This is a genomic window from Microcoleus sp. B9-D4 (assembly GCF_036705105.1).
Classification (GTDB): domain Bacteria; phylum Cyanobacteriota; class Cyanobacteriia; order Cyanobacteriales; family Microcoleaceae; genus Microcoleus.
The window spans coordinates 16,100-30,349 of the sequence record NZ_JAUBTS010000060.1 but is presented as its reverse complement, the minus strand read 5'-3'; the positions used below and the strand labels follow the sequence as shown (position 1 = coordinate 30,349).

The following is a 14,250-nucleotide window of genomic DNA, read 5'->3' as shown; positions in this document are numbered from 1 at the left end:
CTAACTTTTATCTAGGGTAGCTAGAGCTTCCCATTTCAGGGCTTGGGCGAGTTGAACGTGCAGGTTGTGACTGGCTTTGTAAGCCAAGTAGTGAGCTTTTGGCCAAGTTCCGAGCAGACTGAGGTCGCCTACTAAGTCTAAGATTTTATGGCGCACTGGTTCGTTCGCAAATCTCAAAGGCGGGTTAAGCCAGCCGGATCGATCGCAAACTAGGGCGTTCTCTAGGGTACCACCTTTGATCAAACCTGCTTGTCGCAATTGGTCAACTTGGCGAGCAAGTCCAAAAGTGCGGGCTGGGGCGATCGCCGTCGCAAAACTTTCTGCCTCTGGCGACCAACTGTACCATTGATTGCCGATCGCCTGTTCCTCAAAATCAATTCCGTAACTAAATCGAGTTTCGGCTGACGGTAAAGCCGCTGCAAAAGCATCCCCGTGGCGCACCCAAACTGGCTGTTCTAGGACGAAGGAGGAAGTGGAGTCTTGCTTCGATTCTTGAGGAACTAAGCCGGTATGGGCGATCGCCTCTACCCAAACCAGAGCCGAACCGTCCAGCAGAGGCACTTCCGGCCCATCAACCTCAATTCGAGCATTATCCGCTCCCATCCCCGCCAAAGCGGCTAATAGATGCTCTACAGTGCGAATTTGAGCATCAATACCTGCCAGTTCCGTTGAAAGTGCAGTCTGACAAACTGCCTCAATTTTTGCAGGAATTATCGGAGCACCAGGCAAGTCAACTCTGACAAAATAGCGGCCTTCCCCAACCTCCGCCGGCAAGACTCGGACGCTGGTTGGTTCGCCGCTGTGCAAACCGATTCCCGACAGTTCAAATTCAGCTTTTAGGGTGTGAATAGTCATTAGTCATTAGTCATTAGTTAGTAGTCATTAGTCATTAGTCATTAGTCATTAGTTAGTAGTCAGTAGTTAGTAGTCAACTGTCAAGCCAACTGTCAACTGCCAACTGCCAACTGTCAACTGCCAACTGCCAACTGCCAACTGCCAACTGTCAATTGTCAAGCCAACTGTCAACTGTCAATTGTCAAGCCAACTGTCAACTGCCAACTGCCAACTGTCAATTGTCAAGCCAACTGTCAACTGCCAACTGCCAACTGCCAACTGCCAACTGCCAACTGCCAACTTAGAATCGCTCACCAATTCCAAAGTGAATTTGATTGTCCCCAGTGTCGTTGATACCGTAATCGATCCGGATCGGCCCTAAAGGAGATTGAACCCGCACGCCGAGGCCGTAACCGTAACCGCTACCGGGCTTTTTGCGGATACCGGCAGGGTCGCCTGGGACATCTTTGCCTGTGCCCAAGTCAGTGCCAGCATCCAAGAATAGTGCTCCGCCGATAAACGAAATAATCGGGAAACGGTACTCCACGCTGGCTTCTAGGAAGCTGCGACCGGCTCCGAGGTCGCCTTCGTCGTATCCGCGCACCGAGTTGGCGCCGCCCAAGGCAAAGGCTTCGTATGGAGGCAAATCTCCGAATACGGTGCCGCCCCTAAAACTGAATGCCAGGGTTTGAGGGCCGGCGGTAAAGTTAGTGTACTTGACTGGTAGGTACAAGCTGTAGCTTGCCCGCAGGCGGTTTAAGAGGATGCTGCCGGAACCTACAGGAATCGATTGTTCCATCCCAAACCTGAGCAGGGAACCGCTAGTGGGGCGGAGGGGGTCGTTGCGTCGATCGCGCACAACACCTGCTTGCAAAGTTGTCAAGTCATCCGAACCCGAATCGCTAAAACTCAACTGGTTGCCGAGTTCGTCCTCGGACTCGCGACGGCCTTTGCGATCGGTAATTGAGACTCGCTGGTACTGCAAACCGACTGAAGCAGTCCACTCAGGATCGGCAAAAGGATTGCGCGACAGAGGACGGGTGAAATTGATGCCGGCCCCGGTGCGATTGATGCGGGGTCGATCCTCGTTGGGTAATCTGACTTCCCGTTCGCCGCCGTCAAAAATCACGCTGATTGATCGTCTTCTAAACGCATTAATCGTATAAGAAGTCCGGTAAGGATCGCCCGCAATCCAGGGATCTGTAAAACTCAAGTCAAACAGATTTTGGCGTTCCCCGATTTGTACTTCAGCCCCCAATTTCTGGTTCCTACCTCTCAAGTTTTGCTGCTGGTAACTCAGCGTACCGAACAAACCCGTCGCGGAACTCAAACCCGCACCAGCCGCCAGAGAACCAGTATTTTTCTCAATGACGTTGACAATTACCCTTGCTTTGCGGGGGTCAGTCGTTCCCGGTTCCAAGGCAAGTCGCACGTCTTCAAAAATTCCCAAACCAAACACCCGTCTCAAATCTCTTTCCGCCTTGGTGCGGTTAAAGATGTCTCCGGGCTTGAGTTCTACTTCGCGGGTGATGACAAACTGACGGGTGTTGCCTCCGATCGGCTGACCGGTGGCATCTGTTGCCTCTCCCTCCTTGTTCAGGAAGCGGACATCAACGGATTCGATCTGGCCTTCTGCCACTACCAGCGTGACAGTGCCGTCGTCTGCTACTTGCGGGGCATCAGTGATTTGGCCCAAAACATAGCCGTTCTCTTGATACCACGCATTAATTTTTTTCACTCCCTCTTCAAAGCGGCGGAGGTTGAGAATTTTGCCGTATTGATCGCGGAAGCTTTCGTCAATTACGCTTTGGGGCAGGACTTGCTGGCCGGTGATTGTCACTCCCCGCAATACCGGATTTGGCTGCACAATAAAAGTCACCCGGACGCCCAACGGGGTGTCTTCCGGTACTGCCCGCACGTTTCTAAAAAAGCCCGTGGCAAAAATGGCGTTGATGTCTTGTTGCAGTTGGCTGCGGTTGGTCGTGCGTCCCGGTTGGGTACTGATGACTCGGTAAATTTCGCTTTCCAAGTCTTCCGTTGCCCCGGTGACTGTAACTTCTGCAACTAGCACTTGCGGTTCTGCCGCCCCTGCGGGTGCAGGGGTTTGTCTGGGCTGCGGTGCCCGGCCAGGGGGCAATGGGGGAACGGTGTCGGTGGGCGGTCTGGTCGGGGCCGGTCTGGTCGGGGCCTGTCTGGGGGTAACTTGGGCGTTTTGAGCGATCGCCCCTGATTCCTCTGGTTTCCCTAGCTCTGCTGCGATCCAGGCGGGCGTTACAGGCGCTTCCGATGGGGGGAGCGAGCTGTCCTGTTGCGATCGCCCGTGCAGGGCGTTTTGGCTGCTAGAGGCGGGGGAGGGGTTGGATGCTAGCTGCGGTTTGAGTTCAAGGCTCGGAGGTGAAACCGCGGAGGGCGGCTCTGTCACTAGCCTTGGGGGTTCGCTGTCAGGTGCTCCTCTGGCCGGGGCTTCCGCTATTGTTAGGGCTTCCCCTTTGCTGGTTTTAGCGGCTTTGCGGTTTTGAGGAGGGTTTTGGGTTAATTCTGGAATGGGGCGATCGGGTAATTCGATCGACGGGGCGGGCCGGGCGGCAGCCAAAGCTTCCTCTGCTGATTCAGAGTAGGATGTTTGGCCGGAAGCAGAATTTGATAACCCGAATGTTGCTGAGGCAGTAAAAACTGCCACCAATACAGCAGATAAACGCATTTTTGTTCACTTTTTTGGGCAATCCACACACCACATTAGTCATTATTCATTAGTCATTAGTCATTAGTTATATAAGTCGGTGGAATTTCGCGCTGACCGCTAATTGATGACTGTTGACCGCTGATTGCTGACATCGAAAACAGAAGGGTGACAAACTGTGCAATTCTAGCGCATTACCAAGGCCTCTAGACTTTCTGAGCGAGAACCCGTTGGAGAACTTGCTGGTAAGCGGTTTCTACCGATCCTAAGTCGCGGCGGAATCGGTCTTTGTCCATAACACGGGCGTCGGGGTCTGCTTCTGCGTTGTCCCAGAGGCGGCAGGTGTCAGGACTGATTTCGTCGGCGAGGATCAGATTTTGATGTTGGTCGATACCGAATTCTAGTTTGAAGTCTACCAGGGTGATGCCGCACTCGGTGAAGAATTCTTTGAGTATTTCGTTAATTTCGCGGGCGGCGATTTCTAGTTGGTCTACTTGTTCGGGGGTGGCTAGCTGCATTAGCAGCAGCCTGTCGCGGGTCAGCAGCGGGTCTCCCAAATCGTCGTTTTTGTAATAAAACTCCACCAGCGGCGGATTGACTATTGTGCCGAGGGCGAGTCCGGTTTGCTTGCAAAGACTGCCGGCGGCAATGTTTCTGACTACGACTTCCAAGGGCAAGATTTGGACGCGACAGACTCGCATTTGGTTGGGGGCCGGCGTGTCGATGAAGTGGGTGGGAATGCCTTTGGCTTGTAGCATCCGAAACAGGTGGGCGGATACGGCGCAGTTGATTTCGCCTTTGCCGACGATGCTGCCGCGTTTCTGGGCGTTAAAGGCTGTGGCGTCGTCTTTGAAGTGGGTCAGCAAAATTTCGCTGTCTTCGGTGGAGTAGAGGATTTTGGCTTTGCCTTCGTAGAGTTTGCGATCGGCTGACATGGCGATTAATAATGTAGATGAGTTTTAGATTTTACCGTAGCTCGATCGGGTGTTATTGGCGAGTTTTTGGATCTCGGCTGCGCCCCTCATTCTCTGACCAAGAATTTCTTGAGGGTACAAGCCCCCAGATTTATCCGTGGAATCAATCCAAAATCTAAAATCTAAAATCCTCAAGCCCCCGCATTTATCCGTGGGGTCGCCTCCAAAATCTAAAATCTAAAATCTAAAATCGAATGAGGGGCGAGTACACCTCTAGGTAGATACCGTCATCGGCCCCGGCATAAATGATTCTTGACAAAGGACAATAGATATTAAACCTGCTGGGTTCGCGATCCGTGCTGACTCAACCTCGCCAACGAGACGGGCGCTTAAAAAACATCTAGAAAATGGCTGATTTATGCAAGACAAAAAAATTCATATTCTCTTGGTAGAAGATGATGAGGTTGATGTGATGAACGTCCGGCGAGCTTTCAAAAAAAATAACATCGTCAACCCCCTCTACATTGCTGCCAATGGATTAGAAGCTCTAGCTATATTGCGTGGACAAGGAAAAATAGATCCTCCCATGCCTCAAGCGCGCCGATTGATTTTGCTGGACTTGAATATGCCGAGAATGAGCGGGATCGAGTTTTTGCAAGAATTGCGACTGGATGAATGTTTGAGGTCGATTCCGGTAATCGTCCTCACAACTTCTAATGAAGATAGAGATAAAGTAAAAGCTTATAATTTGAATGTAGCGGGCTATATTCTTAAACCTGTGACTTTTTCTAACTTTGTGGAAGTGATGGCTACCCTAAACAGATACTGGATGCTGAGCGAAATTCCCTAAATAAGAGAAAATTTAACAGGAAAAGTTTCAAGGTGGCTTTGGTGATTTTTCAGTGGTGCATTTATTTTAATTACTTTTTGTTGTAGGCCTCAGCTTTTTCGGAGTAATCCACAATTCGGTTCTTATGGACAAAATTCTCACAATTCTGATAGTTGATGACGATGCAGTCGATCGCATGGCGATCAAACGCTTGCTCAAGTCCGCTGGTGTTTCGGCAGAAGTTACTGAAGCAGAAGACTGCGCGGATGCCCTGGCGAAACTCTCGGTCAGCAAAAATTATACTCAGGCTACCGCAAAACTCTCCAAACACAATAAATCTCAACCTTTAAGCGAGGTTGATCATAAAGAAAAGGGGCTGGTATTAAATCAAATATTTGAGTGCAAATTTGACTGCGTATTGCTCGACTACGGATTGCCGGACGGAGACGGGCTGAGTTTGGTAAAAAATCTACGAGAAGCTGGGCTAAAAGTTCCCTTAATTGTGCTCACAGGTCAAGGCGACGAACAAATTGCTGTGGAATTGATGAAGGCAGGAGCTTCGGATTATATCGCTAAAAATAAGCTTTCTTCCGATAGTTTATCTCGCAGTTTGTACAATGCAATGCGCGTTTATCGCGCCGAATCTCAGGCGTTTCATACCAGTCAAAAACTCAAGGAAAGTGAGGAACGGTACAGGTTAGTTTTAGAGGGAGTGAACGACGGAATTTGGGATTGGGATTTAAGTAAAAATGAGGTTTATTGGAACGATCGCCTTTTGGAAATTATCGGTTTGTCGCGAAAGCAATTTGGCAGGACTATGGAAGCTCTATACAACCGCCTGCACCCCGATGACAAGGAGGGAATCGTCGCGGCGATCGCCGCTCACTTGGAACAAGAAATAGACTATAATGTAGAATTCCGGCTGCTACACTCGAACGGTGTTTACCGCTACTGCACTTCTCAGGGAAAAGCTCAGCGGAATTCCCAAGGAAAACCGCTGCGAATGGCCGGCATGATTAGCGACATTACTGAGCGGAAACAGGCGGAATATGCTCTGGAAAGGGAACGACAGCAACTGAGACAAATTATTACTTGCGTGCCTGTAGCAATGGCGATGTTCGATACACAAATGCGCTATATGGCTAACTCTAAAAAATGGGTTAGTCAATTTAATTTAAAGTTGCCATCTCTGAATAATTTTAGCCATTACGAATTGTTTCCAGATACACCGAATCGCTGGAAAGTAATGTACCAACAAGCGCTCACAGGTCAGGTAGTTTCTGTGAGCGAAGATGCCTGGGAACGAGCCGACGGATCTGTTCTGTACCTGCGGTGGGCTGCTCACCCTTGGTACGATCCAGACGAGAAAGTTGGGGGAATTGTGATGGTTGCCGACAAGATTAATGAGTTGGTGGAAGCGCGGGAAACTGCCTTAGAAGCTAGCCGGGTGAAATCGCAATTCTTGGCGAACATGAGTCACGAAATTCGCACTCCGATGAATGGGGTTTTGGCAATGGCTCAATTGCTGCTGCGCGCTCCTCTGGAACAGAAACAGCGGGACTGTGCTCAGACGATTTACCGCAGTGCTGAACATTTGCTAAATGTTATTAATGATATCCTCGATTTCTCTAAGATTGAAGCGGGAGAAATGCGACTGGAAAAGTCTAATTTTGATTTGGATACTTGCGTTGAGTCTGTGATAGAAATTATAGCGCATTTGGCAGAAGAGAAAGGTATTGAATTGAATATTTTAGTTGACAGCTCAGTGCCGAGAAAGTTGGTGGGCGACTCGGGCAGATTGAAGCAAGTTTTGCTGAATTTGACGGGGAATGCCATAAAATTTACCGATCGCGGTCAAGTTCTAGTTCACGTAACTGTCAAACAGGGCAACCGACTCGCAGACGGTAGACAACAAGCAAGATTGCTGTTTTCCGTGCGGGATACTGGCATTGGAATTTCGGCCCAAGGGCAAACAAAGCTGTTCCAATCTTTTTCTCAGGTAGACGATTCTCCTACTAGGCCTTACGGCGGGACGGGTTTGGGTTTGGCTATTTGTAAGCAGTTAGTGGAGATGATGGGAGGGGACATTGGAGTTCGCAGTTTGCTAGGCAGCGGTGCTACTTTTTGGTTTACTGTACCTTTGGAAAAACAGTTGCAAGTTGAGCCTCACGATCCCGAACTTGTGGGCAAGAAGCTGTTAGTAGTCTCTGGAAGCGCTTTGAGGAGGGCAGCGGTGCGATCGCTCGCTCAAAGTTGGGGGGCCCGCTGCGATGAGGCAGAAACTGTTGCTGAGGCTTTGAGTTGGGTGAAAAATGCCCAGCGCGGGATTTCTCAGAATTCGGGGGAGGGGGGAAAAAGCTGGGATGTGGTGCTTGTGGACTTGCAAATGCCGGAGTTGGATGCGGAAGAATTTGCTAGGAAAGTGCGATCGACCTCGACAGTTGGCTCGTTAATCGCCATGACTGCTTTGCGGGAACAGCCGAAGGCTGAATCGCTTTGCAGTCATGGTTTTAACGGATATTTGATCGAGCCGGTGCGGCCAAGTCGCCTGCTTGAGGCAATGGCGCCGGTGAAGGGAACAGGAGATTTTGGGAGATTGGAGGCTGCTAATACTTGCAAGTTGCCAGCAGTTAATTCTCAATATGTTACTCCCAATTCGCCATCATCGCTGAGAATTTTGCTGGCGGAAGACCACCCGATTAATCAACAAGTTATTGTCGAACAGTTGGCAGTTTTAGGCTATCAGGCTGACTGCGTGGTGAACGGTCAAGAAGCGCTGGATTTGCTGGCAAAAAAAAGCTATGATTTAGTGCTGATGGACTGTCAAATGCCGGTACTTGACGGTTACAAAACGGCGCAAAAGCTGAGGGAAATCGAAGGAAGCGAGCGGCATACTTTTGTGATGGCTTTAACTGCTCATGCTATGCCGGGGGAACGAGAAAAGTGTCTGGCGGCGGGGATGGACGATTATCTCAGCAAACCTGTAGATTTAGATGCTTTGGCGGCGGCCCTGAAAAAGTATGAAGCCCTAAATGTTCAGGGTGAAAATAAGTATGGAGTAAAAAGTATTAATTCGGAAAATAAATCTCAATTAGCAACAAATTATACAGAAGTTGTGGAAAAAGCGCAAGTTGTGGCTCTGCCGACACCAAGGGCGATCGCACTTCAAACTTGGGAACATAGAGACTACGACGGACTGTTCGACAAGAGCAGATTGGAGCAACTCGGGCGAGTTAATATTAAATTGCCAGAGCGACTTTTGCAAGCTTTTGTGGCAGACGCCCAAGCTGATATGGCTGCTGCCAAACTCGCTCTAGAAGCTAAAGATTGGCAAGCTGTGGAATATCAAGCCCACCGTCTCAAAGGAACTTCTGCTAATGTGGGAGTTGCTCTAATGTCGGATTTGGCCGCACAATTGGAGCATCAAGCGCGAGGCTTTCAATCTGAACCACCAGAGGTGGAATTGTTAAATATTGAGAGGATTGAGAACATATTAGTGAGTTTGTCCAGTCATTTAGCCCAGGTTCAAAAATTTGTGGAAACTCGAATGTTGGGTTAATATCTTACTCGCTCGGAGTCGATATTAGTCGGCGATTAAAATCGCCCGTACAAAAAATAATTTTTCTCTAAAAAACTAATAAATAAAGCGGTACGGTACGGAGGGCGCATCCTAAATATAAAAATTATAATAGGGAAAATTTGTTTGTTTCTTTCTTCACTCCGTTTCCTCTGCGTTCTCTGCGGTTAATTTAAAAAATAATTAATTTAGCTATGAATTACGATACCAGTACAAACACTATTTTAGATAGCGATTCATTAGAAAATGATGAAAAACTGCTAACGCCTTTGATGGTTTTTGCTCAAGAAGTTTTATTGTATGAAAACGAGGCGATCTCTGAGCAAGATTCTGTAAATGCTGTGCCGGGGCCGCCCGATGAAATCAATAATTTATGTGTTGACAACCTGGTGGCAAAAGTGGCTCGCTGCTGTCGGGAAAGCAAGGTGGGGAAAAAATTACCAACGGCTTTTTACGTTCACGTTTCGGCTTTGCAAGCACTCAACCCAGTCATCGGAATCTACGAAAATTGTGCCAGACGCACTCTCGAAAATATTGATGAAGCAACTTTAGTTAAAGTTTCACTCCATCAACCTAAAATATCTTATCTTTTTTACCCTGATTTCGATACAGATGCTCATCCTGCTTTGCAAACCAGCATCCAAATTAATCTAGCAACAGGGGAAGTTAAATATTTCGATTACAGCAACAGCGAAAATCCCCCGGTTTTGCACCGGAAAGAAACTTTTGTAGCTGCGGATTATCCCAATTACGAAAAGTTTGCTCGACTCACTCGCTGCGAGGAAAAGTGGGGACTGCTTGACAATACTAGCGTTATCGGCACTCGCGAGGGTTGGCTCAAATATTTGGGATATTGCGGTGTAGAAATCCAAGATCATACTGTTGTCGAGCGTTTGAAACAGGAGAATAGTGAGCTATCAATTCCTAAGATCGAGCGACACAAAGCTGCAATGGTACGCAATTCGCTTTCTAAACCTCTGCGTCTGGTTTTAGAAGCTGATTTAGTGAGGGACGGGGCGACTTTTTTTGATTACGGTTGCGGTTACGGCGGGGATGTTAAATATATTGCACAAGAGGGTTATGCTATTTCGGGTTGGGACCCCTACTATCAGCCGGATACTCCGCGAATTTGTGCTGATATTGTGAATATTGGTTATGTGATTAATGTAATCGAATCTTTGGCGGAACGACGAGAAGCGTTGCTGAATGCTTGGGAATTAACTAAGAGTTTATTAGTTGTAGCGGCTCAGGTTTTGATTGATGATAGCGATCGAGGTCAAATTGCTTACGGGGATGGGGTGATTACTTCTCGGAATACCTTTCAGAAGTATTACGAACAAGAAGAGTTAAAGGTTTATATTGACCAAGTTTTGAATGTTGATGCAATTCCTGCGGCTTTGGGGATTTATTTTGTATTTCGGGATGCGGCGGAGGGTGAAGGTTTTCGTGCTTCTCGGTTTCGATCGCACTTATCGACTCCCAGGGTGCGATCGCAAGTTAAGCGGTTTGAGGATTATGCGGAAATGTTGGCTCCTTTGATGGCTTTTGTGAGCGATCGGGGCCGCCTTCCGGTTAAAGGCGAACTAGCGGAAGAATCGGCGATTAAGGGGGAATTTCACAGTTTTAATCGCGCTTGGAGGGTGATTTTGCAAGCAACGGATGCGGATGATTGGGAGACAATCGCCGACAAGCGCCGCCAGGATTTGTTAGTATATCTGGCTCTCAACGGTTTGGGCGATTCCCTACGGGATAGCTACGCTTCACGGCCTTCGATGCGCCGACTCCCGGCTCAAATCCGCAACGACATCAAAGGTTTGTTTGATAATTATCAAAAAGCTTGCACTTTGGCAGATTTAATGCTATATAGTTTGGGCAAACCTGATATTGTTGCGGACTGCTGCGAAGATAGTGCGATCGGCTACAAACAGCCCGGTACTCTTTCAGTTCACGTCTCTGCATTAGAAGAACTAGACCCTTTGCTCAGGCTCTACGAAGGCTGCGCCAACCGCACAATTGGCAGACTTGACGGCGCGACAATCATCAAATTTTACGCTCGCAAACCTCAAATTTCCTATTTATTTTATCCCGATTTTGACAGTAACCCGCATCCAGCCCTCCACACGGCTATGCACATACATTTGCGCGACCTTTCTGTGAGCTATAAAGACTATTCTGATGTGTATAATCCGCCAATTTTAGTTAGAAAAGAAGCTTTTGTTACTGCTAGTTATCCCCATTACGAAAAGTTTGCGAAACTCACCCGCCAAGAAGAAAAGTTAGGGATTCTAGATCGTGGCGCAGTTAAGAAACATCGAGAATTGGTGAAGTGTTTGGAGGAAAATTGCGTTAAAATTAAGGATCATAAGTTGTTTTGGCGAGCGAATGCTGACCCAGAAAAATTGAAAATGCTGCAAAAAGCTGCGTTGGAACGCCAGCAGAAAAAGATTGAGTTGAATCCAGGAAAGATTGAACGAACCGCAGAGAGCGCAGAGGGCGCTGAGGATGGAAAAGAAGAGGGAGAGGAATAGTTATGGAAGCAGAGTATGATTTTAGGGGGACTTAAACAATTTTTCAGCCCAAACCAATATAATTATAGTTAAGGCAACGATTGAGGAAAAGTCGCAATCATGGTAGTCCGTCAACCCCTCTATAGCAAAGAAGAATTTGCTCAACGTGGCGATCGCATTTACCAAACTCAAATACGCTCACAAATCGAATCTGAGAATCAAGGTAAAATTGTAGCGCTCGACCTTGAAACTGGAGACTTTGAAGTTGATGCGAGTGAAATAGCTGCTTGCGATCGCCTTGAATCTCGTCACCCAAATCCTCAAATCTGGATTGTTCGGGTTGGGTATCGTCACGTTCGCCGATTCGGTGGACGAACCAAGAGATCTGTATGATCTCAGGAATCGTTAATGCTGATTTTGAAGCGATTATCTCGCTTTCAATATGTGACTCTGATGGAAAAATTCACACGCATGAGGCGATCGTAGACACGGGCTTTAATGGTTGGCTTTCATTACCTTCCGACAAAGCATTAGGCTTCTTGCTACAATGTTTTGATACAGTTCCAGTCAGGTAGAATATGTCCCTAATGAGCGCCCCAGCAAAATTCCAAGCAACCTCTCCTCCTTTCCGTTGGGATGAAGCGGGAGGTATCCGTATAGGTTCGAGTCGAGTCACCCTAGATAGCATACTTGCTTCATACCACAATGGCTCCACTCCCGAAGAAATCGCTATTCAGTATTCAGTTGTTCGCTTAGAAGACATATACAGTACCATTGCTTACTATCTAAACCATCGTCTGGAAATTGACAGTTATTTGGAACAGCGCAGCCAACAATCTCAGCAACTGAGACAAGAACTTTCTCGACAACACAACTTAGTTGATCTGAGACAACGTTTGCTTACTCGTTATCAGTCAAAAGGGGAGTCGATACCAAGTGCGCCTTCTAACTGATGAAAATTTTAATGGAGGCATATTGCGTGGGCTGGTGAGACGTTTGCCTGAATTAGATATTGTTCGTGTCCAAGATGTAGGGCTGATTCACACTGACGATCCAGATATTTTAGAATGGGCGGCTAATGAAGGACGCATCTTACTTACCCATGATGTGGCCACTATTACGATGTATGCCTACGAGCGAGTCAATCAAGGACTACCTATGCTTGGAGTTATTGAGGTTATTGCAACAGCACCCATTGGTAAGATCATTGATGATTTAGAACTATTTATTTTTTGCAGTCAGCCTGATGAATATGAAGGTCGAATTCTTTTCATCCCTTTCCCTATACTGTGATTGGGCTAGATAGTCGGTGGAATCTACTGTATGTGGTTCACATTGAGCGTGAAGAAAATGTCATTCGGATTATTTCAGCACGTAAAGCAACTCGTCAGGAGAGGGCAGAGTATGAAGGTTGAAGCATTAAAGCAGCGATTAAACCGCAACCGTCCAATGACTAGCGTGACGATCCGTATGCCCGAAGATGTGGTGGAAGATCTAAAGAAAGTTGCACCATTGTTGGGTTTTTTGGGTTATCAGCCATTAATTCGTGCTTATATCGGTCAAGGTTTGCGCGTTGATTTAGAACTATTTGAGAGCGATACAGTGACAGCCTTAGTAGCAAGTTTGAAGCGTCGAGGTGTCAGCGATGCAGTGATTGATGAGGCATTAAAGGAAGTCATTCATGCTAAATCATGTTAAGTGTGTCGAGCCAGCAGTACAAAAAGGCGATCGATCAAACATTCAGATAGCTAACACGACACGGTATCTCATTACGCAAGTCACTGCCTCATGAACGCAGACGCTATGAACAATACCTCAAAAACAGACTGGGCTAGAATCGACGAAATGAGCGATAAAGATATCGATACCTCCGATATTCCACCGCTGTCGGAGGAGTTCTTTCATCGCCGATTAAAACTGTACAAATCCGCATTCGGACGATCGACCATTAATGAAAATATTCCCTGCTCGCATTCATATTCTGCTTGCCAGTCAAGCTCCCGTCGGACTAATCATTCGACGCGGCCCGTCGAAGCAGGTTGCAACAATGCTATGGGATCGACAATGCGATCGATTCCAACTGGGACAATGGTTAAAGGGACGCATCTACGAACGCCGGAGTGACCTCTCACCCGACGGCAAATATCTGATTTACTTCGCGATGAATGGTCGCTGGCAATCGGAGGCCTGTGGTGCCTGGACTGCGATTTCACAAGCACCATACCTCAAAGCGATCGCCATCTTCCCCAAGGGGGATTGTTGGAATGGGGGTGGTCTGTGGACGAGCCGAGCCACCTACTGGCTCAACGACGGCTACTACGGCCACCAGATATTGCGGGATACTTCGACAGTCCGTCGCGACACCACCTACGCCCCAACCTGCAATTATGGCAACAACGAGTGTCTCGGCGTCTATTACCCTCGACTTTTACGCGATGGTTGGCAACTGGTCGATCACGTACAGTTCGGCAAAAGGAAAGCCCAACATATCTTTGAAAAATCGATCGGCAACGGCTGGATACTCCGCAAAATCGCCCATGCCGAGATCGATCACCCAGAGGGGAAAGGCTGTTATTGGGATGAACATTCACTAATTAATCGGGCTACTAATGCCACGATTAGTTATCCCCAATGGGAGTGGGCAGACCTGGATGGCAAACGGCTAGTCTGGGCGGCTGAAGGCAACCTCTATGCGGCAGAGATAACAGCGGAAGGATTAACCAACGTTGTCCTATTATTTGATTTTAATGATATGCAATTTCAGCCGATCGCTGCGCCATACTGAATCATCATCCATTTTTAACTGGATACCGATAACCGAACTTAAACCGCTATATGTCTATATCCGTAACCTCTAGTTTGGTATCTCCGATTCTTTCGGAGTTAAAATTGATATCTCTTGCTGTCAT

The 14,250-nt window shown here is 47.8% G+C and carries 12 protein-coding genes; 9 read left to right on the top strand and 3 right to left on the bottom strand.

The window, feature by feature from the left end; genetic code table 11:
* From lpxC to purC, 3 genes are all read right to left on the bottom strand, one after another.
* Complete coding sequence (gene lpxC / locus QUB24_RS26535; RefSeq protein WP_333156604.1) at positions 1 to 855, bottom strand: UDP-3-O-acyl-N-acetylglucosamine deacetylase; 855 nt, start codon at positions 853 to 855, stop codon at positions 1 to 3.
* Between the two features lie 280 nt (positions 856 to 1,135).
* A complete protein-coding gene (locus QUB24_RS26530) occupies positions 1,136 to 3,535 on the bottom strand; it encodes a BamA/TamA family outer membrane protein (RefSeq protein WP_333156603.1) in 2,400 nt (799 codons plus the stop codon).
* Positions 3,536 to 3,720: 185 nt separating this feature from the next.
* Positions 3,721 to 4,449, bottom strand: a complete 729-nt coding sequence (gene purC, locus QUB24_RS26525; protein ID WP_333156602.1) for a phosphoribosylaminoimidazolesuccinocarboxamide synthase — start codon at positions 4,447 to 4,449, stop codon at positions 3,721 to 3,723.
* Positions 4,450 to 4,846: 397 nt separating this feature from the next.
* Between purC and QUB24_RS26520 the strand changes: the two genes are divergently transcribed.
* The 9 genes from QUB24_RS26520 to QUB24_RS26480 all read left to right on the top strand — a co-directional run bounded on the left by QUB24_RS26520 (position 4,847) and on the right by QUB24_RS26480 (position 14,126).
* On the top strand, positions 4,847 to 5,278 hold the full coding sequence (locus QUB24_RS26520; RefSeq protein ID WP_333156601.1) for a response regulator: 432 nt from the start codon (positions 4,847 to 4,849) through the stop codon (positions 5,276 to 5,278).
* 124 nt (positions 5,279 to 5,402) lie between these two features.
* Positions 5,403 to 8,816 carry a response regulator gene (locus QUB24_RS26515; protein WP_333156600.1) on the top strand — a complete coding sequence of 1,138 codons (3,414 nt, stop codon included), beginning with the start codon at positions 5,403 to 5,405 and terminating at the stop codon, positions 8,814 to 8,816.
* Between the two features lie 212 nt (positions 8,817 to 9,028).
* Positions 9,029 to 11,362 (top strand): DNA phosphorothioation-associated putative methyltransferase, encoded by a 2,334-nt coding sequence (locus tag QUB24_RS26510; protein ID WP_333156599.1) that lies wholly within the window; start codon positions 9,029 to 9,031, stop codon positions 11,360 to 11,362.
* Between the two features lie 99 nt (positions 11,363 to 11,461).
* Positions 11,462 to 11,734 carry a hypothetical protein gene (locus QUB24_RS26505; protein WP_333156598.1) on the top strand — a complete coding sequence of 91 codons (273 nt, stop codon included), beginning with the start codon at positions 11,462 to 11,464 and terminating at the stop codon, positions 11,732 to 11,734.
* Between the two features lie 194 nt (positions 11,735 to 11,928).
* On the top strand, positions 11,929 to 12,294 hold the full coding sequence (locus QUB24_RS26500; protein ID WP_333156597.1) for a DUF433 domain-containing protein: 366 nt from the start codon (positions 11,929 to 11,931) through the stop codon (positions 12,292 to 12,294).
* Positions 12,278 to 12,634, top strand: coding sequence for a DUF5615 family PIN-like protein (locus QUB24_RS26495; protein ID WP_333156596.1), 357 nt, complete (start codon positions 12,278 to 12,280; stop codon positions 12,632 to 12,634). Before QUB24_RS26500 ends, QUB24_RS26495 begins: the two co-directional genes overlap by 17 nt.
* Positions 12,631 to 12,756: a BrnT family toxin gene (locus tag QUB24_RS26490; protein WP_333156595.1), complete on the top strand. Its 126-nt coding sequence runs from the start codon at positions 12,631 to 12,633 to the stop codon at positions 12,754 to 12,756. The genes QUB24_RS26495 and QUB24_RS26490 overlap by 4 nt, the downstream gene beginning before the upstream one ends.
* On the top strand, positions 12,746 to 13,039 hold the full coding sequence (locus tag QUB24_RS26485; RefSeq protein ID WP_333156594.1) for a hypothetical protein: 294 nt from the start codon (positions 12,746 to 12,748) through the stop codon (positions 13,037 to 13,039). The genes QUB24_RS26490 and QUB24_RS26485 overlap by 11 nt, the downstream gene beginning before the upstream one ends.
* 253 nt (positions 13,040 to 13,292) lie before the next feature.
* Positions 13,293 to 14,126, top strand: a complete 834-nt coding sequence (locus QUB24_RS26480; RefSeq protein WP_333156593.1) for a hypothetical protein — start codon at positions 13,293 to 13,295, stop codon at positions 14,124 to 14,126.
* Positions 14,127 to 14,250 lie beyond the last annotated feature (124 nt).

What these genes read in the sequence shown, in the direction of transcription:
- lpxC (WP_333156604.1), bottom strand. Translation starts at nt 855, where the DNA reads ATGACTATTCACACCCTAAAAGCTGAATTTGAACTGTCGGGAATCGGT.
- QUB24_RS26530 (WP_333156603.1), bottom strand. Translation starts at nt 3,535, where the DNA reads ATGCGTTTATCTGCTGTATTGGTGGCAGTTTTTACTGCCTCAGCAACA.
- purC (WP_333156602.1), bottom strand. Translation starts at nt 4,449, where the DNA reads ATGTCAGCCGATCGCAAACTCTACGAAGGCAAAGCCAAAATCCTCTAC.
- QUB24_RS26520 (WP_333156601.1), top strand. Translation starts at nt 4,847, where the DNA reads ATGCAAGACAAAAAAATTCATATTCTCTTGGTAGAAGATGATGAGGTT.
- QUB24_RS26515 (WP_333156600.1), top strand. Translation starts at nt 5,403, where the DNA reads ATGGACAAAATTCTCACAATTCTGATAGTTGATGACGATGCAGTCGAT.
- QUB24_RS26510 (WP_333156599.1), top strand. Translation starts at nt 9,029, where the DNA reads ATGAATTACGATACCAGTACAAACACTATTTTAGATAGCGATTCATTA.
- QUB24_RS26505 (WP_333156598.1), top strand. Translation starts at nt 11,462, where the DNA reads ATGGTAGTCCGTCAACCCCTCTATAGCAAAGAAGAATTTGCTCAACGT.
- QUB24_RS26500 (WP_333156597.1), top strand. Translation starts at nt 11,929, where the DNA reads ATGAGCGCCCCAGCAAAATTCCAAGCAACCTCTCCTCCTTTCCGTTGG.
- QUB24_RS26485 (WP_333156594.1), top strand. Translation starts at nt 12,746, where the DNA reads ATGAAGGTTGAAGCATTAAAGCAGCGATTAAACCGCAACCGTCCAATG.
- QUB24_RS26480 (WP_333156593.1), top strand. Translation starts at nt 13,293, where the DNA reads ATGAAAATATTCCCTGCTCGCATTCATATTCTGCTTGCCAGTCAAGCT.